Here is a 21,696-nt window from a genome sequence, read left to right as displayed (position 1 = left end):
AATCTTATCTATATTGCCTATATCAAGCGGCGTAATTCGCAGCCCATTGTTCGAGAATGTCTTTATATGGCTTGATGAACTGCTCTTCCGTAAACTTCCCTTGCTTGATTGCCAACTGGCTTCGTTCTTCTCGATCGTAATCAACCTGCGTCAGCGAATAATCCTGATTCTTCAAACTCGGCTGATAGAGTTTCCCCGCTGCAGAATTCGCATTGTAAATTTCAGGTCGGTAGATCTTTTGAAAGGTTTCCATCGTACTGATGGTACTGATAAGTTCAAGATTCGTGTAATCGCCAAGCAAATCACCTTGAAAATAAAATGCCAGAGGTGCAGCGCTATTGGGTGGCATAAAATAGCGGACCTGCAGGCCCATTTTAGCGAAATATTCATCAGTCAAAGAATATTCATCTTGCTGGTACTCAACACCCAACACCGGATGCTGATTTTCAGTCCGATGATACGTCTTGCTACTTGAGACACTGAGACAAATAACAGGTGGCTTGCTGAAATTATCCTGATAAGCCTTAGAGTTCAGAAAAGACTTAAATATTTTTCCGTGAAGATCGCCGTAGCCCTGCGGGAGGCTGAACTGGGACTGATTCTTGTTGTGTTCCAGCAATAATACGCTGAAATCATAATCCCGCACATATGAGGAAAAATTGTTTCCCACAATGCCTTCAATGCGCTTATTACTCTTGTGGTCAACAATATTCGTTTTCAGTATTTCAATCGTGGGGAAGGTCTCACCATTACCTTCAACATCAATATCAACAGATATGATTTCGAGTTCAACGGAATAGCGATCTGCCTTGGGGTTGTCCCAATGCGTCAGGGTATTGAAACGATTATCGATCATCCTCAAGGCGTTGCGCAGGTTGTCTTGACGGCGCTCCCCTCTAGCCAGATTGGCGAAGTTGGTGGTGATGCGCGAGTTGTCCGATGGATGGTAGTTTTCGTCGAAACAAATGCTCTTGATGGTGAATGTAAACTCTTTACTCATTGCGATCCGGTATCCTGGTTCCTGCGATAAAACCTGAATTCATTTCTTGTCTTTCAGAGTTTTACAACGTTTCTGGCTTTCTCTTGGCGGCCTTTCTATCGGTCACCGCTAAGGGATGCGCGCATTCTATGCCGGGTCGTAGTTGAATAAAATTGAATATATCTCACCCAATCATTAGTTATATTCATGATGCGGTCTGCACCTTTACAGAACACTGCGATGCGGATGAGTTGCCCCTGTTTCGCTGCTTAACGGCAAACCGCAATAGGTTGGCTGGAGTAAGAAGATGAAGGGTTGCTTTGGTTAACGGTTGCCAAAGAGCCGCTGATTGCGCCACGCCACAGTGCACCGGCGGCCGTCAGGCAAGTTTCAGGAGAGGAACTCGCGGGAAGTAACGGTGCAACACCTGCGCCGCTGCCTCAAATCCCCCTTCGCGGACGACGGCGGTAAAGCACTGCAGGTACTGACCGGCTTGGCGCTGATGTCGTCTTTTCTTCCCATGTTTGCCCACGCAGACACACAATCCGATCCTGTCGCCAGCAAGTCGGTGGCGTCGGGTGACTCGGGCCTATCATTCATTACCATCGGGGATAACACGCGCATCGCCTACCGTCTGGATGGCCCCGATGACAAGCCTGTGCTCGTGCTATCGAACTCCATCGGCACAACGATGCGGATGTGGGACCGCCAGATTCCGGAGCTGACCAAGCATTTTCGGGTACTGCGATACGACACGCGCGGACACGGCGCGTCGGATGTTCCGGCGGGGGCCTATTCGATAGGCCGACTCGGGAGGGACGTAATAGAACTACTGAATAAACTTGAGGTGGAACGCGCTCACTTCCTCGGCCTTTCGCTCGGAGGCTTTATTGGGCAGTGGCTGGGTATCCATGCACCCGAACGCATTGATCGTTTGATTCTCAGTAATACAGCCCCCTATTTAGGGCCGGCGGAACAGTGGGACGAGGCCATCAGTTCGATATTGCAGGCCGAGGACATGCAAGAGACCGCAAATATGTTTCTGCACAACTGGTTTCCGGCACAAATGCTTGAGAATGGCACGCCTGTGGTTGAGGAATTCCGTTCGACATTGCTGGCAATGAACCCGGAGGGGCTTGCGGGCAACTTTGCGGTTGTCCGCGATACGGACATGCGGCGGACTATCACCCTAATCGATCGGCCAACACTGATTATTGCGGGTGAGCACGATACCGTTACCGCGGCCAGCTACAGTGAAGCGATGGCAACCGCGATTCCGAACGCGCAGATATTGGTGCTTCCCGCCGTGCACCTCTCCAACATCGAGAGGCCGGCGGAATTTATGAAAGCGGTGCTGGAGTTCCTTCAAGTTCCCGGTGCCGGCGCATAACAGTACTGTTGTTGGGATTGAGCCTGAGCTGCTAGGGATTTGCCGCCCCCAAGTAAATTGCTGTCGCTGTGCAGCAGCTCAGGCAGAAGCCTCAGCTGCGATGCCAACCAGTGCCAATTACTCCCACTCAATCGTCGCCGGCGGCTTGCTGGAAACGTCGTAGGTGACCCGCGAAATGTGCTCGATCTCGTTGATGATGCGGTTGGACACTTTCTCGATCAGCTCATACGGCAGGTGCGCCCAGCGTGCGGTCATAAAGTCCACAGTCTCCACCGCGCGCAGTGCCACCACGTACTCGTACCGGCGGCCGTCGCCCACCACGCCCACGGACTTGACCGGCAGGAACACCACGAAGGCCTGGCTGGTTTTGTGGTACCAGTCCGCATTGTGCAATTCCTCGATAAAGATCGCGTCCGCTTCGCGCAGGATGTCCGCGTACTCTTTTTTCACTTCACCGAGGATGCGCACACCGAGGCCCGGGCCCGGGAAGGGGTGACGGTAGACCATGTCGTAAGGCAGGCCCAGCTCAAGGCCGATCTTGCGCACTTCGTCCTTGAACAGTTCGCGCAGCGGCTCCACCAGTTCAAACGCCATGTCTTCCGGCAGGCCGCCTACGTTGTGGTGGGATTTGATCACGTGCGCCTTGCCGGTTTTGGCGGCGGCGGACTCGATCACATCCGGGTAGATGGTGCCCTGAGCCAGGAATTTCACGTCCTGGAGTGCGGAGGCTTCTTTGTCGAAAATTTCGATAAAGGTGTTGCCGATGATCTTGCGCTTGGCTTCCGGCTCGTCGACGCCGGCGAGGCGGGACAGGAAGGCCTCTTCCGCATCAGAGCGGATAACGCGCACGCCCATGTTATCGGCGAACATCTGCATCACCTGGTCGCCTTCGTTTTTGCGCAGCAGGCCGTTGTCCACGAACACACAGGTCAACTGGTCACCGATGGCCTTGTGCAGCAGTGCCGCCACTACGGAGCTGTCGACACCACCAGACAGGCCCAGCAGTACTTTCGAGCTGCCAACCTGCGCGCGCACCTTGGCGATGGAGTCCTCGATGATGTTCTCCGGGGTCCACAGTTTTTCGCAGCCGCACAGTTCGATGACGAAGTGCTCGTAAATGCGGGTGCCCTGTAATGTGTGGGTCACTTCCGGGTGGAACTGCACACCGAAGAAATTCTTTTCTGCGTGGTACATACCGGCGATCGGGCAGGACGGGGTGGAAGCCATCAGCGCGAAGCCCTCTGGCATTTTCACCACCTTGTCGCCGTGGCTCATCCACACGTCCAGCAGCGCCTTGCCGCTGTCGTCCAGATGGTCCTTTATGTCGTGCAACAGTGCGGACTGCCCTTCCACGGTCACCTGCGCGTAACCGAATTCGCGCACGTTGCTGCCTTCCACCGCACCGCCCAGCTGGTGCGCCATGGTTTGCATGCCGTAACAGATACCCAGCACCGGTACGCCCAGCTCGAACACGGCCTGCGGCGCGCGCGGGGAGCCCTCTTCCGGCACGGATTCCGGGCCGCCGGCCAGGATGATGCCCTTGGGCGCGTATTCACGGATTTCCTCGTCGCTCATGTCGAAGGCACGGATCTCGGAAAACACACCCAGTTCGCGCACGCGACGGGCGATCAGCTGGGTGTACTGGGAACCGAAGTCGAGGATCAGGATTCGGCTGGAATGGATATCTTGGCTCATGGCTTACTCGTAACGGTTTTATAAACGGCAAACGGACCATGAGAGGTCCGTTTGCGGTTCACTTGAAAGTGCACTTCTAGTCTTTTGGCCGAGACCGGGCCCCGGCTGGGAATCGTCTTATCAGCGGCCACCCACGGGGTAGTTCGGCGCTTCCTTGGTGATCTGCACGTCGTGCACATGGGACTCGCCCATGCCCGCGGCGGTTACCCGCACAAACTGCGGTTTGGTGCGCATGGTTTCCATATCCACGCTGCCGGTGTAACCCATGGCGGAGCGCAGGCCACCCATCATCTGGTGCACGATGGCGGAAATCGGGCCTTTGTACGGCACGCGACCTTCGATGCCTTCCGGTACCAGTTTTTCCGCGCCCTTGCTGGCGTCCTGGAAATAGCGGTCGGAAGAACCCTGAGTGCGGGACATGGCACCAAGGGAGCCCATGCCGCGGTAGGACTTGTAGGTACGCCCCTGATACAGCTCCACCTCACCCGGCGCCTCTTCGGTACCGGCAAACATGGAACCCATCATCACGGCGTAGGCGCCGGCGGCCACTGCCTTGGAGATATCGCCGGAGAAGCGGATACCGCCGTCGGCAATCAGCGGTACGCCGGTGCCTTCCAGCGCCTTAGCCACTTCGGCAATGGCGGAGACCTGGGGCACGCCGATACCGGTAACGATACGGGTGGTACAGATGGAGCCGGGGCCAATACCCACTTTGACCGCATCCGCACCGGCTTCCGCCAGGGCGATGGCTGCTTCCGCGGTAGCGATGTTGCCGCCGATCACATCCACCTGCGGATGCATTTCCTTGATGCGACGCACGCGGTCAATCACGTTCTTGCTGTGGCCGTGGGCGGTGTCCACCACCAGCACGTCCACGCCCGCCTCCACCAGCGCCGCGACGCGGTCGTCGGTGTCCGGGCTGGTGCCGACAGAGGCGCCCACGCGCAGGCGGCCGTCGCTGTCTTTACAGGAATTCGGATACTTCTCGGCCTTGTTGTAATCCTTGACGGTAATCAGGCCCTTGAGGTGGAACTGGTCGTTCACCACCAGCACCTTTTCGATGCGGTGCTTGTGCAGCAACTCGCGCACTTCAGACGGAGCGGCACCTTCATCGCAGGTTACGAGCCGCTCTTTCGGCGTCATGATACTGGCAACGGAAACGTCCAGATTGGTCTGAAAGCGCACGTCGCGGCTGGTGACGATACCCACCAGGTCACCCTTGTTCATCACCGGCACGCCGGAAATATTGTGGTGGGTGGTGAGCGCGATCAGCTCGCGCACCGTGGCGTCGGCTTCGATGGTGATGGGATCTTTCACCACCCCGGCCTCGAATTTTTTCACCGCGCGCACTTCCAGAGCCTGTTCCTCGATGGACATGCTCTTGTGGATGATGCCGATACCGCCTTCCTGGGCCAGCGCAATGGCCAGGCGGGATTCGGTCACGGTATCCATGGCGGCGGACACCAGCGGAATATTCAGGGTGATGTTGCGAGACAGCTTGGTCTTCAGGGAAACATCCTTGGCGGTGACCTCGGAGTAACCGGGCACAAGCAGGACGTCGTCGAAAGTGAGGGCTTCGCGCGCGATGCGCAGAGATTCAGACATGGACACTCAAACCTCAAACTGAGCGGGAATGGGTATCGGCGCGATTATAGCCACATTGCGCCCGGAAGCAAAAGACTATTTGCCGTGGATGGGCAAAACTCTTTACCCGAAAGGACTTACTTGCAATATTGGCCGCCCAGATCACACCCCATGAGAATGAAATGCCAGATTTCCCACCAGTTATGCCCACTTCCCGATCCCCGCTGCCCACCGACGGGCGGCCCGTCCTGACGGTCAGCGATCTCAACCGGGAGGTGAAGCAACTGCTGGAGGGTAGTGTACCGCTGTTGTGGGTAAGCGGAGAGATCTCCAATTTCGCCGCGCCCAGTTCCGGGCACTGGTATTTCACCCTCAAGGATGCCCGCGCCCAGGTGCGCTGCGCCATGTTCCGGGGGCGCAACCAGATGGTCCGGTTCCGGCCGGCTAATGGCCGCGAAGTGCTCGCCCGCGCCCGTGTCAGCCTGTATGAGGGCCGCGGGGAATTCCAGCTGATCATCGAGCACCTCGAAGAGGCGGGATTCGGCGCCCTGATGCGCCAGCTGGAGGAGCTGAAGGCCAAGCTGCAGGCGGAGGGATTGTTCGACCTCGCACGCAAAAAGCCCCTGCCCTACCTGCCCGCCACGATTGGCATCATCACCTCCCCCACCGGAGCCGCGGTGCGGGACATGATCCAGGTGCTGGGGCGGCGCTACCCGGCGGCAAAGATCGAACTGATCCCGGTGCAGGTGCAGGGACAGGGCTCCGCACAGCAGATCGCACGCGCTATTGAGCTCGCAGGCCGTCTGCAGCGGCACGACCTGTTGATTGTGGGACGCGGTGGTGGCTCGCTGGAAGATTTGTGGTCCTTCAATGAAGAGATTGTCGCGCGCGCGCTGGCAGCCTGCCCCATCCCCACCATCTCCGCGGTGGGCCATGAGACCGATACCACCATTGCCGACCTCGTGGCCGACGTGCGCGCACCCACCCCGTCCGCTGCTGCTGAGATCGCCAGTGCCAATGCCGCCGCGCTCAGCGAAGAGATCGACGGGATCCGCTGGCGGCTGACGCGCACCATGGAACTGCAGCTGCGCCATCTGCGCCAGCAGGTGCAACTGGTGAGCAATCGCTTGCGCCACCCGCGCGAGCAGCTGCAGAACCGTGCGCAGCAACTGGACCACCTGGAAATGCGCTTGCGCGCGGCCATTCGGCTGCGCACAAGCGGCAATGCACAACGCCTGGCACAATTGGAACGCGCGCTTGCCCAGGTACACCCCCGCCACCGTATCGAGCGTGCGCAGGTCCAGCTGAAACAGCATACACAGCGCCTGCGCAAATCCGCGCTGGCACTGCTGCAACACAAACAGGAGCAGATTGCGCACACCGGCCAGTTGCTGCACAGCGTCAGCCCGCTGGCGATACTGGAGCGCGGTTACGCCATTGTCCGGGATGACCACAATCAGGTCCTCCGACGCGCCCAGGACACCTACTCCGGGCAGAGAATCCACGCCAAACTCGCAGAAGGGGAAATTACCGCGGTGGTTGAGTAAAACCACCGTTTTTTTCCAGCAACCATCCGCTCCGCCGGCACCTTAGGATTACACCGTCGCTTCTGCCGGAGAGAGCGGAGTAATCCATGGTCGAAAAGCACTCCCATTCGATTCTGCTGTTCACAATTACCGTCGCCGCAATCACCCTACTGTTCACTGCCGGGTGCGACAACAGAGACCCCAAAAGCGAGAAGACCGGAGCACGGGCCCTGAAGACACCGCGGGAATACCACGTGGAAAAGGATACCCGCTTCGAAAACTACACCGAGTCCGGCGATCTAAAGGCCATTAAAAAACGGGGAACTATCCGCTTTATCACGCTCGCCGCGAACGAAGGAGATCTGCTTCCCCGCGCCGCTATTGTCACCCAACTGCACTACGAGCTGGCGACAGATCTCGCCAAGAGACTCAAGCTCACCCCTCGCTGGCTGGCCGCGGCCTCGCCGGAACAGGCCCTGCAGATGATTCAGAGTGGGCGAGCCGATGTCTTCACCGGCAATCTCACCCGCACTAAACAGCGCGAGCAGAAATTTGCGTTGTCAGAGACCATTACCAGATCCCGGCAGCAACTGGTAAGCGGAGTAAACGGCCCCGACATCAGCAACCCTTCCAAACTTGGGGACGTCATTATTTCCGTCATGGAAGGTAGTACCTATGCAGCCACAGCCGAAGAGCTGCAGAGAAAAAATCCCACGGCACGCATGGAGATGCGGGCACTGCAGCCGGACGACACCGTCGACAATATTCTCGACAGTCTGAACCAGAGTAATAATCTAGTAACGGTAATCGACAGCAATATCGTCGAAGGGGTGAAAAGCTACCGCGATGATTTCAAAACAGGCGCCTTCGTCAGTGAAGAAGAAGATATTGTGTGGGCGATGCGCAAGGACTCACCGGAGCTCAAGTTGCGCATCAACAACTTTCTCACCAGAAAAATGGTAACCGTGCCCAAAGAGCGAAAAGCGGATTGGGCGACTATTAAAAAATCCAGAGTAATCCGCTTCCTCACCTACAACGGCCCCACCAGTTATTTCATGTGGAAAGGCGTTCTAATGGGATTTGATTACGATCTGGCAAAGAAATTTGCCGACAAGCACGACCTGGAGCTGGAGCTGGTCGTAGTGCCGCACGACGAAGCACTGATCGACTGGCTGAAGGCCGGGCGAGGCGATTTCGCCGGGGCCTCCACCACCATTACCGATCAGCGTAAATCACAGGGAGTGGACTTCAGCATCCCCTACATCGCAATGCCAGAACAAATACTGAGTAGCAGTAGCAAGCCACCCATCCATAGCCTGCAGGATCTGAATGGGCGCACGCTCACACTTCGCGCTTTTACCATATTTGAAGACATCGCCAAAAGCCTGCAGAAAAGCGGTATTCAGGTGAAGATTGAAATCGCTGCCCCCGAGGTAAGTTACGAACGCATCGTCAACATGGTAGCCGAAGGAGAAGCCGATGCTACGATTGTCGACGCCAGTGCGGCGGAGGTCAGCGCCTCCTTGCGCGACGAACTGCTGGCGGGGCCACTGGTCAGCGGCCCGCTTCCCCAGGGGTGGATGGTGATCAAGGGCAATGAATCGCTACTGAAAAAAATGAACGCCTTTCTGACTCGCTATAAAAAATCCAGCGAGTACGCCAAGAAAGTCGGCTTCTATTTCAAACCGAACAAACAAGGCACAGAAAAGATACTGGCAAGACTACGCCCCGGGGAGGCCCTATCCCCGTATGACAAACTGGTGAAGCAGTCTGCCAGTGAACATGAATTTGACTGGCGCCTTATCGTGGCCCAGATGTGGCAGGAAAGCAGCTTTAACCCTAAGGCAGAGTCCCCCGTTGGTGCCCAGGGTCTGCTACAAGTCATGCCCCGCACCGCCGAAGAAGTCGGCTATCCACCGCCGCTGTTCGAACCGGTACGCGGTATCAAAGCTGGTGTGAAATATCTGGACTGGATTCGCAATCGCTTCCCGGGGAATGTCAATCTGGAGAACCGGCTGTGGTTTTCGCTTGCGGCCTACAATGCCGGCATCGGCCACTTGTACGACGCACAGCGCACAGCAAAAGCGCTGAACCTGGACCCTAACGTCTGGTTCGACAACGTTGAGGTCGCCATGCTCAAGTTGTCGGAACCGCGCTATTTCAAGAACGCCCGGTATGGTTTTGTGCGAGGCGCGGAGCCGGTGCAGTATGTGCGCAATATCAGCAAGCTCTACCGCGCCTATACCGCCCTGACGCCCGGCGAGGTGGCGCTGATACGTCTGCTGTACTATCCGCAGACCACACAACCTCGCCACAGCGCACCGATTCCACCATTCAGATCGTCAGTACTATCTTGCCAATATGGCTACTTGAGGCCATCAGGCGATGCGCAGCCGCGACCTCTGCAAGCGGGAATGTTGCGGCAATCTGCGGACGGATTTTGCCGGCCGCAATCAACGGCCACACCCGCGCCTCCAGGTCCCGCGCGATAGCCGCCTTTACCTCTGGCGGTTGCGGCCGCAGGGTGGAGCCGGTCAAGGTCAGGCGCTTCACCATCACCGGCAGCATATTGACCTCAACTTTGGCACCGGCGAGAAATGCGATATTGACGATGCGCCCGTCGCGGGCCGCGCATTGGATGTTTCGATCCACATAGTCGCCGCCCACCATATCGAGAATAACGTCTGCCCCCCGGCCACTGGTGGCCGCCAGGACCTCCGCCACAAAATCCTGCTCGCGATAATTGATTGCGCGCTCGGCACCGAGCTTTTCACAGGCCGCGCATTTGTCCGCGCTGCCAGCGGTGGCAAGTACCCGCACCCCAAGGCTGGCCGCAACCTGAATCGCGGTGGTACCGATACCGGAGGAGCCGCCGTGTACCAGCAGCACCTCTCCGGGCTTGAGCTGCGCGCGGTGCATGAGATTGCTCCACACCGTAAAAAAAGTCTCTGGCAGGGCCGCGGCCTCCACCGCAGTCAGCCCATCGGGAATCGGCAGGCACTGCGCGGCGGGAGCAAGTGCAAACTCCGCATAGCCGCCACCATTGGTGAGCGCACATACCCGATCACCCACATGCCAGCGGCTCACACCGTCGCCGACAGCGGCTACTTCACCCGCCACTTCGAGCCCAAGCACCGGTGACGCGCCCGGTGGTGGCGGGTAAAAGCCCGCGCGCTGGATCAGGTCCGGGCGGTTTACACCGGCGGCAGCCACGCGGATCAGTACCTCGCCAGCACCCGCCTCCGGTATCTCGCCGTCTGCAAGTTGCATCATTTCCGGGCCACCACATTCAGGCAAGTCGATATAGCGCATTGGTTATAACCTCTGTTCCCTGTGTGCGATGCGTAAATCCTACAACAAAAAAGGCCCGGCAGAGCCGGGCCAATCAAGACTGGAGGAGGTAAGTGTCCGGTTAGATTTCGTAGTTCAGCTCGATGCCCACAATACGTCCGCGGTTGAGCGGGGTGAAGCTGGCGCCCGGACCCAGAACCAGTGTTTCGGTGAAAGCGTATGGCAACTGGGTATCGTTGCCCTCGCTGACTTCGTCCAGCATGTTTTTGCCAAACAGCGCTATGCGATAGTTGCCGCCGTCCGGTTCGATGCCGATGCTGAAGTCCACCATTTCCACCTCGCTCAGCATACCGAGGTTGTTGTCGGTATAGGCGGAGGCATCGCGGTGGTTGTAGTTGATACGGGAGGTGAGCGCACCCCAGCTGCCCAGCTGCAGGTCGTGCACCATGCCGACCCCGTAGGTCCAGGGGGCAAGACGCGGAATTTCCAGCGCGTAATCCGCGCCATCCACCACACCGTCGCCGCTGATATCCAGCCAGATATCGTCGTACTTGCCATCCACGTAACCCAGATTCATGGTCAGCAGCAAATTGTCGGTGGCCGCCGCCATCAGCTCAAACTCGGCGCCGCGAATGGTGGCGTTGGCGGTGTTGCGGATCAGCTGCGCCACACCGGAATCCTGGCTCGGCAGGTTTACTTCCCGCTGCATGTCGTCGATGGTGTTGTGGAACAGCGCCATATTGGTTTTGACGCGGCCACCCAGCCACTGCACCTTGGCACCCAGCTCAAAGCTGTTCTGCTCTTCCTGGTCGGTCGGCCCAGGGGATTCACCGGGGACGGTATTACGCATGTTGTAACCGCCACTGCGGAAGCCCTTGGTCCACACAGCGTAGCTCTGGGCGGAATCGCTCATCACCCATTGCAGGCCAACTTTCGGCGTAAACGCGCTCCACTTTTCACTGTCGTTGAACTCGTAGACTTCGCAGCCGTATAGGTCACAGCCATTATTCTGTTGGATGGAGGCGATCTGTACTTCTTTCTCTTCCCAGGAGTAGCGACCACCCAGAGTCAGCACCCAGGATTCGTTCAGGTCGATATCCGCCTGGGTAAATACGCCCCTGGCTTCGTGATCCTGCAGACCGCCGCCGTTTTGCAGCTGCGGGAATCCGGGAATACCAAATGCGGCCAACACCCCCAGGATCTGGCGACCTTCCATATATTTCAGGTCCTGGCTGAACCAGTAGAGACCGGAGGTAACGGAAGTGGAGCCAAAGCGACCGGCGTAACGCAGCTCATTACTGATTTGGTCCTGCTCGATCAGGCTGCTGGAGTGGAACAGCGGCAGCGGCGTAGAGTCGATGTCGCCATCGCCAATGGTTTCGTAATCGCGCCACGCCAGCACATTGGTGATGGTACCGTTACCGAAGGCCACATCCTGGTTATATTCTGCAATCGCCTGGCTCCAGTCGGTTTTCGCATAACCCTCTTCGTCGATGGCGAGTTCGAACGAGTCTTCGCTGTTGTCCCAGTCGGTAATACCGACGGATGCGGCCAGCGCTTTGGCGCCTTCGCCGCGGTTGATACCGGTAATACCATCGGCATCCACATGCCCTTTTTCCAGGCGCACAATCAGGTCTGCGGTCTCGCTCAGGTCGACGGTGAAGCTCGGGCGTACAAACCAGGTTTCTGAGGCACCGAAGTTGTCGTTGCCGGTGGCCTTGTTTTCGAACCAACCCTGGTCATCGCTGTAGTAGGCAGTCAGGCGTCCGTTAACGCTGTCGCTGATCTTGCCGGAAATGGTGCCCGCAAGATTGGTTTCCTGCTGGGCGGTGGTGGAGAAGCGCACCTTGCTGGTGAACTCCTCGGTGGGCTTGGCGGTTTTCACGACCACTGCGCCGCCGGTCACGTTGCGACCGAACAGCAGCCCCTGCGGACCGCGCAATACCTCAATCCCCTCCAGATCGAACAGATCCAGAATCACACCGGCGTTGATCCCCATGTACATGCCATCCACAAACACACCGACCGTGGGGTCGATGGAGGGGATGGAGCTGTTTACCCCAAGGCCGCGCACGGTGAAGTTGGCGGTGCTTTTGATGGTACCGGCATCGTCCATCTGCACATTGGGCATCTTGAATGCCAGGCTTTCCAGGTCGCGGGTCTGCAGCGCTTCCAGCTGGTCACCGGAATAGGCTGTGGCCGCTACCGGCACGTCCTGCAGGCGCTCCGCGTCACCGCGTTTGCGCGCGACAACCTGCACTTCTTCCAGCAGGGTGTCGATGGAATTTTCCATGGCGTGGGCGGTTCCCACACCACAGGCCAGCGACATGGCGGCCACGGAGCAGGCGGAAGCCAGCACCAGGTTCCTGCCTCTACCACTGGCGTAAGTCAAACGAAAGGATTTTGAGGTGAAAGCGTCAGATGGGCTTCCCATGTTTTCTCTCCATTGCACCGAGTTATTTTTATGTATTTTCCAGCAACAGAACCACCGCGATCGGTACTGCTTACTTCGTGACGCTCATTTATCACGATCCGATCAGCAACCGCGCTGTTTTCCGCCCGCACCGTAAAACGGCACACTGGCAGAGGAAAGACTACAAGAGGTTTTTCCGTTACAAAAGTTTATTTTTCTGAGTAATTCATTCTATTTATTCCCGGAGCGATGGAACCCCAGCCATGGAAATACACAAGAATAAATGACTCTATCGTCACTTCTTGGGACCGCGAGAATCTGTTTCCTAAATTCTCCCCTCTCCAGCCGCTGTAGCAATTTGGATATCCGTTGATTCCATTGGTAACAGCCTCTGCACCCCGCCACATTGCGCGAAGTAATAGCAGATATCCATTTCACGAATGCACCGGCAGCGTGTATCGAGTGTGGATTCCCTGCCGCGCCCGTACCATAACCTCATCGGTAATGCGGCACCCGCCCGGTAAAAATTCGCCGCAGGATACCGGCAGCAACGGCCTCGGGGAAATACTCCTACTCCGCCCTCCTGCACACCATTACCCCCGCGGTAGTGGTATGCCTGCGCCACACAGCGCACTCTTTTCCCGATCAGTCATTAAATTGACGTCACTGTCAAATCGGTATGAAACCGGAGGTAATCGGATTGTGAACAGCGAGTATACGCAGGCAGAGCTGCACTTCAGAGACGAGGTCAGACAGTTCCTGAGGGAGAAGCTGCCGGAAGATATCCGCAGGAAAACACTACTGGGCATGCACCTGACCAAGGACGACTGTGTGCGCTGGCAAAAAATCCTGCACAAACAGGGATGGGCTGCAGTGAACTGGCCGGTGGAGCATGGCGGTACCGGCTGGGACGCCACCCGCAAAAGTATATTTGAAACCGAGTGCGCGCTGGCCGGCGCACCGGAGGTAATCCCCTTCGGTATGAAGATGGTGGCGCCGGTCATCTTTACCTATGGCAACGAAGAACAGCAGCATCGGTTTCTGCCAGACATCCTCGCCAGCAATGTGTGGTGGTGCCAGGGATATTCGGAACCCAATGCGGGCTCAGATCTCGCCTCCCTGAAAACCAGCGCCTACCGCGACGGCGATCACTATGTAGTGAACGGCACCAAGACCTGGACCACCCTCGCGCAGCATGCGGACTGGATTTTCTGCCTGGTGCGCACCGGTGGCCCGCAGGAAAAAAACCAGACGGCCATCAGCTTCCTGTTGATCGACATGCACAGCCCCGGTATCAGCCTGTCGCCAATCCTGACCCTGGACGGCTATCGCGAAGTGAATGAAGTGCACTTCGACAATGTGCGGGTACCGGTGGAGAACCGCATTGGCGAAGAAGGCCACGGCTGGACCTACGCCAAGGTATTGCTCACCCACGAGCGCACCAACATTGCCCGTGTCGCCCACTCCCGCTGCCAGCTGCAGCGCGCACGCGAACTGGCCAGCGCCACGCCGGATGGCAGCGGCACCCTGATGCAGAATCCGGTGTTTGCGCACAAGTTCGCGGAAATCGAAATCGAGTTGCTGGCGCTGGAGTATACCGAGCTGCGCACCCTGGACGCTGTGCGCACCGGCCAGGCGCCCGGCCCGGAATCCTCCATCCTCAAAATCAAAGGTACGGAACTGGCCCAGAGTATTGACGAGCTGCACGCCGAGATTGCCGCCTGCGGCGGCCTGCCGTACGTGCCGTGGCAACTGGAAGACGACTTTGAAGGTGACAAGGTCGGATCCGACAGCGCCATCAACAGCTGGCTGCGCTATTTCAACAACCGCAAATCGTCCATTTACGGCGGCAGCAACGAGATCCAGAAAAACATCATCTGCAAGGCCGTGCTGGGCCTATAACCGGAGGAAGCGGACATGGACTTTTCATTCAGCGAAGAACAACAACTGCTGCGCGACAGCGTGATCCGGTTTATCCGCCAGGACTACGGGTTTGACATCCGCCAGAAAACCGTCACCAGCAGCGCCCCCTTTAACCGCCACTACTGGCAAACCTTCGCCGAACTGGGCTGGTTGCTGGTGCCCTTTGGTGAGGACGACGGCGGTCTCGGCGGCTCCGCCGTGGATATCATGGTGGTGATGGAGGAGTTCGGTAAGGGCATGGTGGTGGAGCCACTGCTGGCCAGCGCCATTCTCGCCGGTGGGCTCATTGCCGAAACCGGCAGTGCCGCGCAAAAGAATGACTGGTTGCAGCCACTGATGGACGGCCGGTTGCAGCTCGCCTTCGCCTTTGCGGAGCCCCAGAGTCGCTTTGACCTCGCCAATGTGGCCACCCGCGCGGAAGCGGATGGCGAGCACTTTGTTGTGCGCGGTCACAAGACCGTGGTGTTGAACGGCGGGGCCGCCGACACATTAGTGGTCTCGGTGCGCTCGGGGACAGGTGTGAGCCTGCTGGCGATGGACAGCAACACCCCGGGCATTACCCGCAACAGTTATAAAACGGTGGACGGCCACAACGCGGCGGAGATCTATTTCGACGCGGTGCGCGTGCCGCGCGCCAACCTGTTGGGTGTCGAGGGCAAAGCCCTGCCGGCCGTCGAAAAAATTATCGACCGCGCCACGCTGGCCATTTGCGCCGAAGCGGTGGGTGCGATGGAAAGCGCACTGCAGAAAACGGTGGAATACACCAAGACCCGCAAGCAGTTTGGCACCACCATCTCCAGTTTCCAGGCATTACAGCACCGCATGGCGGACATGTTTATCGAGTGCCAACAGGCGCGCTCCATCCTGATGATGGCAGCCATGCAACTGGATGCGGGTAACGGCGTGGCTCCGAGAGCGGTGTCTGCGGCCAAGAGCCGCATCGGCAAGGCCGCGCGCAAGGTGGGGCAGGAAGCGGTGCAGATTCACGGCGGTATCGGCGTCACCGACGAACTGGATGTGGCGCACCTGTTCAAGCGTCTTACCAGCATCCAATATCTGTTCGGCAGCACCGATTACCACACGCAGCGGTTTATAGGGTGAATATCGATCAGGGGCTCAGCCGCTCGATCTGCCATTGGCCATCACCGATGGCGCGGTAGACAAAACGGTCGTGCAGGCGGGAGGCGCGCCCCTGCCAGAATTCCACCGCGTGAGGGATCACGCGGTAGCCGCCCCAAAATTCCGGGCGCGGCACATCCTGGCCATCAAACTTTTTGCGGAAGGCGTCAAAACTGTCTTCCAGTACCTGGCGGGACACAATGGCATCACTCTGGTGCGATGCCCAGGCCGCAATCTGGCTGTCCCGCGGGCGGGTGCGAAAATAACCATCGGCCTCGGCGTCCGTTACCAACTGCACGTCCCCACGCACGATCACTTGGCGCTCGAGAAAATGCCAGGGAAACAGCAGCGACGCCTTGGGGTTGGCGGTGATGTCCCACGCCTTCTGACTTCTCAGGTTGGTATAAAACACAAATCCGCGCTCATCGAACCCTTTCAACAATACGATCCGTTGGGACGGCTGACCGCTGGCGTCGGCGGTGCTGAGGCACATGGCGCTCGGGTCGGAAATATCCGCCTTCACCACTTCTTGCAGCCAGGTGCGAAACTGGCTGATCGGGTCGTCCGCCAGATCACCGCGCTGCAGGCCACCCTGCAGATACTCGCGCCGCCACTGACCTATTTCCATCGCTGTCATAATCCTTCCCTTACCTCTAGTGCAACATTCGAAACGGATAACTCCGGCAAGTGTACGAAGTTACCCTGCCAATCCCAATCCAGCCGCGTCCGCTCGCGGCCATCACGCCTGGCGGCGCAGATATTCCTCGCGGCTCTTGCGGTAGTTCACCACGTAGGTGCGGCTCATACGGTCATGCAGCAGGTTGCCGCCGAGGAAGCAATTGATAAACCAGCCAACCTTCAAGGTCGGCACGGTGAGCAGGAAGCTCAGCGTACGCCACAGGCCGCGCAGATAACCCACCCGCTGGAAATTCCGGTCCATCACCCGGTAGCCCAGCAGCCATTTTCCCGGTGTGGTCTGCCACTGCGAGCACTCCGCCAGCCACGACAACAACAGGTAAGCGCCACCAGAGAACAGCACCCCGAAAAAGGTGGCATCCGATTCCGTCTGCCCGGTTACCTTCATGATCACTGCCGTTGCCAACACACCAATCAAAAGGTGAATCAGCCCGATATCCAGAATCACTGCCAATGCGCGGCCGAGCAGACCACCGAAAAAATAGTGCTCCAGCCGCTCCTGCACCACCCTCGCTTTCTGCCGCACCAGTTTGCCGCCGCCGCGAATGGCCGAAGTGGGGTCGCGGTCACCGGCATCGGTTTGCAACCGGTCGAATATGCTATCCGCCAGCGTCTCATCGAAGCGCTCGTAATAGGATTCCGCGCTGCCCGACCAGCCGAACAATTGGTCACACCAGGCGAGCACATTGTCGGTGATGACGGTGCGGTTTTTTTCCCGGCCTTTTCCCTTTCCTTCCAACGCGGCCTGATTAAAGCGGGCGAAACGCTCGAACACCGCGATGCCGAGGTTCCAGTTGTACTCCTCCTCCAGCATATAGGGCGATTCCGCGAGAAAATGCCAGCGGCTTTCGAGATGGACCCTGAGAGGGTCTTGCAGCGTCTGCTCCACCTGCTCGAGCACCCGGTGGTAGCCGTCGATCCGCAACTGCCGGGCAGCATCCTCATCCCCGTCGTCCGGTGCCGCCACAGCCACTTCCCCAACAACAGGCGCTGGAGCTTCCGGCTCCGGCTCCGGCTCCGGCTCCGGCGCGGAGAGAGTGTCGGTCTCGGAACGGACCGGCAATACTGGCGGTTCATCCGCTACCACCGAGGGACGCGTCTCGGAATCCGGCACAGTAGCATCGGTCGTCTCAGCGGTGGCGACATCCAGCAGCGGCTCGACCGGTTTTTCCGCGCTGACTTCCCGCCGAGACGCCCCGGCTTCGGCCAGTTTCAACGCGTGTTTGTAGGCACTGTGCAACTGCTGAAATGCCTCCGGCTTTTCATCCGGCCGGTTCTGCTTCAGCTGTACGGCATAGGCACGCTTGATCGCCCTCGGGTCATCGCACGGCTCAATGCCAAGAATCGCCCAGGGGCTCATCAGATCCAGTCCTCACTGTCGAAGCGGTCGAGGAATTCCCGCAGGCCCGTCTGGGCCTTTTTGATTTCCGCAGGATTCTGTCCGTTGAGTACCCGGTCGAACTCACCCAGGGCGCGGGAAATGATCTCGCGCTGTTGCCCCAGACTCGCCTCGTACAGGCGTTCGCCGCGGGCGATCAGCGCGCGATTGACCTCGTCTTCGCGCGGATGGAATTTCAGCGCCGCGAGCTTTTCCAGTGCCGCGGCCTTTTCCTTGTCATTTAACGCGCCGGGAGCGAACTCGATCAGCTTGTTGTAGGTCTTGCCGGTGGAAACCACGGTGACGTCCACTTCCAGCAGGCCGTTCATGTCGTAGCTGTAGCGGATATCCACCGACTCCTTGCCGCGTGGACCTTTCGGCACCGGCACGCTCAACTCCCCGAGGTATACGTTCTTTTTCACCAGGCGGTTTTCCCCCTGGTAAACATCGATCCGCAGTTCCGTCTGGTTGTCGCTGGCGGTGCACACGGAGCGCACCACACTTACCGGCACCACGGTATTGCGCTCGATGATCGGCAGGAAATACTCGCCCTGGTCCGGGCTGTCTTCATTGATGATGCCGGTGCCGAGGGTGTACGGGCAGACGTCGGTGAGTACGATGTCATCCAGCGCGGCATTGCGGGACTTTAACCCGGCCTGAATCGCCGCGCCCATGGCGACCACGGTATCCGGGTCCAGATGGCACGATGGCAGGCGCCCGAACATGCGTCCCACCATGGAGCGGAACAGCCCCATGCGGGTAGAGCCACCCACCAGCACCACCTCGTCGATGGATTGGGGGGGCATATCCGCATCGCGCATGGCGCGCTCGATCGGGCGCTTGGCGCGCAGCAATAGTGGCGTGGCGACTTTTTCAAACCACGCGGAATTTACCTGCCAGTGAACCTGTTCCTTGCCGAGCTCCAGTTCCAGCTGCTGCTCCGCCTGCTGGCCAATGCGGCGTTTGGCACTCTCCATCTGCATATACAGATTCTGTTGCTGGCGTGGCGACAGTGCGGCGCGATCGATACCGGACTCTTTCAGCACGCTTTCGATCATGGCCTCGACAAAATCCTCGCCGCCGAGGAAGTTATCTCCGGCACTGGCGTGCACCTCCATGATGCCGTCGAAAAACTCCAGAATGGACACATCAAAGGTGCCGCCACCCATATCCAGGATCAGGAAATTGCCCTCGCGCTTATCGTGCAGGCCATAGGCGATGGCAGCGGCGGTGGGCTCGTTGATCAGCCGCTCCACTTTCAGGCCCGCGAGTTCCCCGGCAAGCTTGGTGGCATGGCGCTGGTTGTCGTTGAAGTAGGCGGGCACGCTGATCACCGCTTCGGTGACGGTTTCTCCGAGAAACGCCTCAGCGTCTTCCTTCAGTGCGCGCAGTACCAATGCGGAGAGTTCGGTGGCACTGAACAGCTGGCGGCCGAGTTTGACCTTGTGATCGGTGCCCATAAGGCGTTTGAATGCGGCGACGGTGCGATTGCTGTGATTGATCAGGCGTTCCTTGGCGGTGCGCCCCACCACCAGCTCACCGGTGTCGTCAAGCCCCACCACCGAAGGTGTAAGCACTTCACCGAGACGATTCGGGATCAGTTTGATCCCCTCTTCCGTCATGACGCCACAGGCGCTGTTGGTGGTTCCCAGATCTATCCCGACAATGGCCATTGTTCCCCCTGAACCTAAAACCAGCTGTTTGTTATTTTTGCAGGCGCGTATTGAAGCATAGATTCCACAGCGGGAACTACGCCACTGCGCACCGGGGCACCTATGGGCAACAGGTGCGCGGGTCTATCTCACCACCAGTGACGACGCCCGCCAAAAACACAAATATCCTGCCGCCCACACCGCTGTGGCTCAATTTTCCTGCGTTTTCACCCACTGGGATGCAGACTCTGCGGGCGCTTGCAGCCCTCGCGGCGCGCGACTAGGCTCCGACCAGCAATGGCGCAAAGCGTGCAGCGAACACGCCGTGCGACACGAAGTGAAAAAAACAACAGGAACTAAGAATGGTCAACAGCCCTTCACAGACTTTTCCCAGTTGCGCTCAGACATTGATGTACCTGTTGCGCCAATATGGCGTAAACACAGTGTTCGGCATCCCCGGCGTACACACCATCGAACTTTACCGCGGCCTGCCCGGCAGTGGACTGACCCATATCACACCGCGTCACGAACAGGGTGCCGCGTTTATGGCCGATGGTTACGCCCGCGCCAGTGGCAAGCCCGGCGTGTGCTTCCTGATCACAGGCCCCGGCGTCACCAACGCTGCCACCGCCATGGCCCAAGCGTATTCCGATTCGATCCCCATGCTGGTGATCAGCGCGGTCAATCGCCGCGAGGATCTCGGCACCGGGCGCGGGCGTTTGCACGAACTGCCGCGCCAGCAGGACGTGACCCGCGGCTTCTGTGTCTGGCAGCACGCACTCACCAGCGCCGAGCAGTTGCCGCAAGTACTGGCGCGCGCCTTCCAGGTGATGCACGCACCGCGTCCGGGCCCGGTGCATATCGAAGTTCCCATCGATCTGTTTCCCGCACCCATGCAGATGCCGCTGGCGGAATATCGCGCGGTCAAACCCACCGCCCTGCCCATGGCTCCAACGGAAAGTATTGCCACGGCAGCGAAGTGGCTGGCGGAGGCCAGGTCCCCAGTCATCCTGTTGGGCGGCGGCGCACAAGCCGCCGGTAAAGAGGCCACCGCACTGGCGGAGAAGCTCGCGGCACCGGTGTTTCTGTCGCTCGCCGCCAAGGGTATCGTCGACGAACGCCACCCGCTGTGTGGCGGCGCCAATCTCAGTTTCAGCAAGGTGCGCGCGCGCATAGAAAACGCGGACGTGGTGTTGGCGGTAGCCACAGAGCTGGCGGAAACCGACCGCAATCTGGTGCGGGAAAACTACCAGTTCCACGGCAAACTGATCCGCGTGGATCTGGACCCCGCGCAGTTGGTGTGTAATGCCAACCCCGACCTCGCCATCTGCGCGGATGCCAGGGCCACCCTTGCGCAGTTAAACGATGCGCTGCCCGCGGTGGACAGCGAGCGCCAGCGGCACAGTGCCGCCGAGGTAGATGAACTGCTGCGCGAATGCCGCAGCGAATGGTGGCCAGGCTCCGAAGAACGCTACCCCTGGGTGCAGGCGCTGCGCGACGTGTTGCCGGAAGACGGTATTCTCGTCACCGACTCCACCCAACTGGCCTACAACACCAACCACGCCCTGCGCCTGTTCCAGCCACGCAGCCATATCACCTGTACCACCGGTTATGGCACCCTGGGTTTTGCGCTGCCGGCCGCGATCGGCGCGGCGCTGGCAAGCCCGCGCCCGGTGATCGGGCTGATCGGCGACGGCGGCATCATGTTCACCCTCGGCGAACTGGCGGCAGCGGTGGAACAGCAACTGGCCCTGCCGATTCTGGTGTGGAACAACAGTGGCTACGGCGAGATCCGCGACTTCATGGATGCCGCCGAGGTGGAACAGGAAGGCGTCAACCTGCACGCGCCGGACTTCGTCGCCCTGGCCCGCGCCTTCGGCGCCGAGGGTTGCCGTATCGACAAACCGGAGCAACTGGGACCAGTGGTGGCCGAGGCATTTGCGCGCAAAGGCCCAACCCTGATCGAGATCACCGCACCCTGAATAGACACGCTGTAGGAGCCTGCCTGCAGGCGAAATTGAGCCAAACTCAACTGCCGTTCGCCTGCAGG

The 21,696-nt window shown here is 58.9% G+C and carries 13 protein-coding genes and 1 pseudogene; 6 read left to right on the top strand and 8 right to left on the bottom strand.

Going from position 1 to position 21,696, the window contains the following annotated elements:
• Positions 1-22 precede the first annotated feature (22 nt).
• Positions 23-1,000, bottom strand: coding sequence for a DUF1852 domain-containing protein (locus GNX18_RS02035; protein ID WP_166215126.1), 978 nt, complete (start codon positions 998-1,000; stop codon positions 23-25).
• Between the two features lie 397 nt (positions 1,001-1,397).
• Between GNX18_RS02035 and GNX18_RS02030 the strand changes: the two genes are divergently transcribed.
• Positions 1,398-2,369 (top strand): alpha/beta fold hydrolase, encoded by a 972-nt coding sequence (locus GNX18_RS02030; protein WP_205828037.1) that lies wholly within the window; start codon positions 1,398-1,400, stop codon positions 2,367-2,369.
• 117 nt (positions 2,370-2,486) lie between these two features.
• Here GNX18_RS02030 and guaA read toward each other — a convergent pair whose 3' ends face one another.
• Together guaA and guaB are read right to left on the bottom strand one after the other, a co-directional pair.
• Positions 2,487-4,064, bottom strand: a complete 1,578-nt coding sequence (guaA, locus tag GNX18_RS02025) for a glutamine-hydrolyzing GMP synthase (protein ID WP_138236480.1) — start codon at positions 4,062-4,064, stop codon at positions 2,487-2,489.
• A 120-nt stretch (positions 4,065-4,184) separates the two neighbouring features.
• Positions 4,185-5,669 carry an IMP dehydrogenase gene (guaB, locus tag GNX18_RS02020; protein ID WP_138236479.1) on the bottom strand — a complete coding sequence of 495 codons (1,485 nt, stop codon included), beginning with the start codon at positions 5,667-5,669 and terminating at the stop codon, positions 4,185-4,187.
• Positions 5,670-5,851: 182 nt separating this feature from the next.
• Between guaB and xseA the strand changes: the two genes are divergently transcribed.
• Positions 5,852-7,195 (top strand): exodeoxyribonuclease VII large subunit, encoded by a 1,344-nt coding sequence (gene xseA / locus GNX18_RS02015; protein ID WP_138236478.1) that lies wholly within the window; start codon positions 5,852-5,854, stop codon positions 7,193-7,195.
• Between the two features lie 86 nt (positions 7,196-7,281).
• A pseudogene (locus GNX18_RS02010) lies at positions 7,282-9,252 on the top strand (transporter substrate-binding domain-containing protein); the annotation flags it as partial.
• A gap of 256 nt (positions 9,253-9,508) precedes the next feature.
• On the opposite strand, the gene GNX18_RS19535 reads toward GNX18_RS02010, so the two are convergent.
• Together GNX18_RS19535 and GNX18_RS02005 are read right to left on the bottom strand one after the other, a co-directional pair.
• Positions 9,509-10,486: an NAD(P)H-quinone oxidoreductase gene (locus GNX18_RS19535; protein ID WP_240914165.1), complete on the bottom strand. Its 978-nt coding sequence runs from the start codon at positions 10,484-10,486 to the stop codon at positions 9,509-9,511.
• 100 nt (positions 10,487-10,586) lie between these two features.
• The gene (locus tag GNX18_RS02005; protein ID WP_166215122.1) at positions 10,587-12,899 is read right to left on the bottom strand and encodes a TonB-dependent receptor; all 2,313 of its coding nucleotides are present in this window, start codon (positions 12,897-12,899) and stop codon (positions 10,587-10,589) included.
• A 681-nt stretch (positions 12,900-13,580) separates the two neighbouring features.
• Between GNX18_RS02005 and GNX18_RS02000 the strand changes: the two genes are divergently transcribed.
• Entirely contained in the window at positions 13,581-14,780 is a 1,200-nt protein-coding gene (locus GNX18_RS02000) for an acyl-CoA dehydrogenase family protein (RefSeq protein WP_138236474.1), read from the top strand.
• Positions 14,781-14,795: 15 nt separating this feature from the next.
• Positions 14,796-15,902: an acyl-CoA dehydrogenase family protein gene (locus GNX18_RS01995; RefSeq protein WP_166215120.1), complete on the top strand. Its 1,107-nt coding sequence runs from the start codon at positions 14,796-14,798 to the stop codon at positions 15,900-15,902.
• A gap of 7 nt (positions 15,903-15,909) precedes the next feature.
• Here the strand turns inward: GNX18_RS01995 and pdxH are convergent, their stop codons facing one another.
• The 3 genes from pdxH to GNX18_RS01980 form a co-directional block, all read right to left on the bottom strand.
• Positions 15,910-16,548: a pyridoxamine 5'-phosphate oxidase gene (gene pdxH / locus GNX18_RS01990; protein WP_138236568.1), complete on the bottom strand. Its 639-nt coding sequence runs from the start codon at positions 16,546-16,548 to the stop codon at positions 15,910-15,912.
• 111 nt (positions 16,549-16,659) lie between these two features.
• Complete coding sequence (locus GNX18_RS01985) at positions 16,660-17,976, bottom strand: RDD family protein (protein WP_166215119.1); 1,317 nt, start codon at positions 17,974-17,976, stop codon at positions 16,660-16,662.
• A complete protein-coding gene (locus GNX18_RS01980) occupies positions 17,976-19,667 on the bottom strand; it encodes a molecular chaperone HscC (protein WP_166215117.1) in 1,692 nt (563 codons plus the stop codon). Before GNX18_RS01980 ends, GNX18_RS01985 begins: the two co-directional genes overlap by 1 nt.
• A gap of 341 nt (positions 19,668-20,008) precedes the next feature.
• Here GNX18_RS01980 and GNX18_RS01975 point away from each other — a divergent pair, with 341 nt between their 5' ends.
• Positions 20,009-21,628, top strand: coding sequence for a 5-guanidino-2-oxopentanoate decarboxylase (locus tag GNX18_RS01975; protein ID WP_166215115.1), 1,620 nt, complete (start codon positions 20,009-20,011; stop codon positions 21,626-21,628).
• Positions 21,629-21,696 lie beyond the last annotated feature (68 nt).

This window comes from Microbulbifer sp. SH-1 (assembly GCF_011326135.1).
In the GTDB taxonomy this organism is placed as follows: Bacteria; Pseudomonadota; Gammaproteobacteria; order Pseudomonadales; family Cellvibrionaceae; genus Microbulbifer; species Microbulbifer harenosus.
The sequence above is the reverse complement of the archived record's forward strand: the minus strand, read 5'-3'. Positions and strand labels throughout refer to the sequence as shown.

Coding starts and splice junctions, on each gene's coding strand:
- guaB (WP_138236479.1), bottom strand. CDS start 5,669: ATGTCTGAATCTCTGCGCATCGCGCGCGAAGCCCTCACTTTCGACGAC.
- GNX18_RS02005 (WP_166215122.1), bottom strand. CDS start 12,899: ATGGGAAGCCCATCTGACGCTTTCACCTCAAAATCCTTTCGTTTGACT.
- GNX18_RS01975 (WP_166215115.1), top strand. CDS start 20,009: ATGGTCAACAGCCCTTCACAGACTTTTCCCAGTTGCGCTCAGACATTG.
- guaA (WP_138236480.1), bottom strand. CDS start 4,064: ATGAGCCAAGATATCCATTCCAGCCGAATCCTGATCCTCGACTTCGGT.
- GNX18_RS01980 (WP_166215117.1), bottom strand. CDS start 19,667: ATGGCCATTGTCGGGATAGATCTGGGAACCACCAACAGCGCCTGTGGC.
- GNX18_RS02035 (WP_166215126.1), bottom strand. CDS start 1,000: ATGAGTAAAGAGTTTACATTCACCATCAAGAGCATTTGTTTCGACGAA.
- pdxH (WP_138236568.1), bottom strand. CDS start 16,548: ATGGAAATAGGTCAGTGGCGGCGCGAGTATCTGCAGGGTGGCCTGCAG.
- xseA (WP_138236478.1), top strand. CDS start 5,852: ATGCCCACTTCCCGATCCCCGCTGCCCACCGACGGGCGGCCCGTCCTG.
- GNX18_RS01995 (WP_166215120.1), top strand. CDS start 14,796: ATGGACTTTTCATTCAGCGAAGAACAACAACTGCTGCGCGACAGCGTG.
- GNX18_RS01985 (WP_166215119.1), bottom strand. CDS start 17,976: ATGAGCCCCTGGGCGATTCTTGGCATTGAGCCGTGCGATGACCCGAGG.
- GNX18_RS19535 (WP_240914165.1), bottom strand. CDS start 10,486: ATGCGCTATATCGACTTGCCTGAATGTGGTGGCCCGGAAATGATGCAA.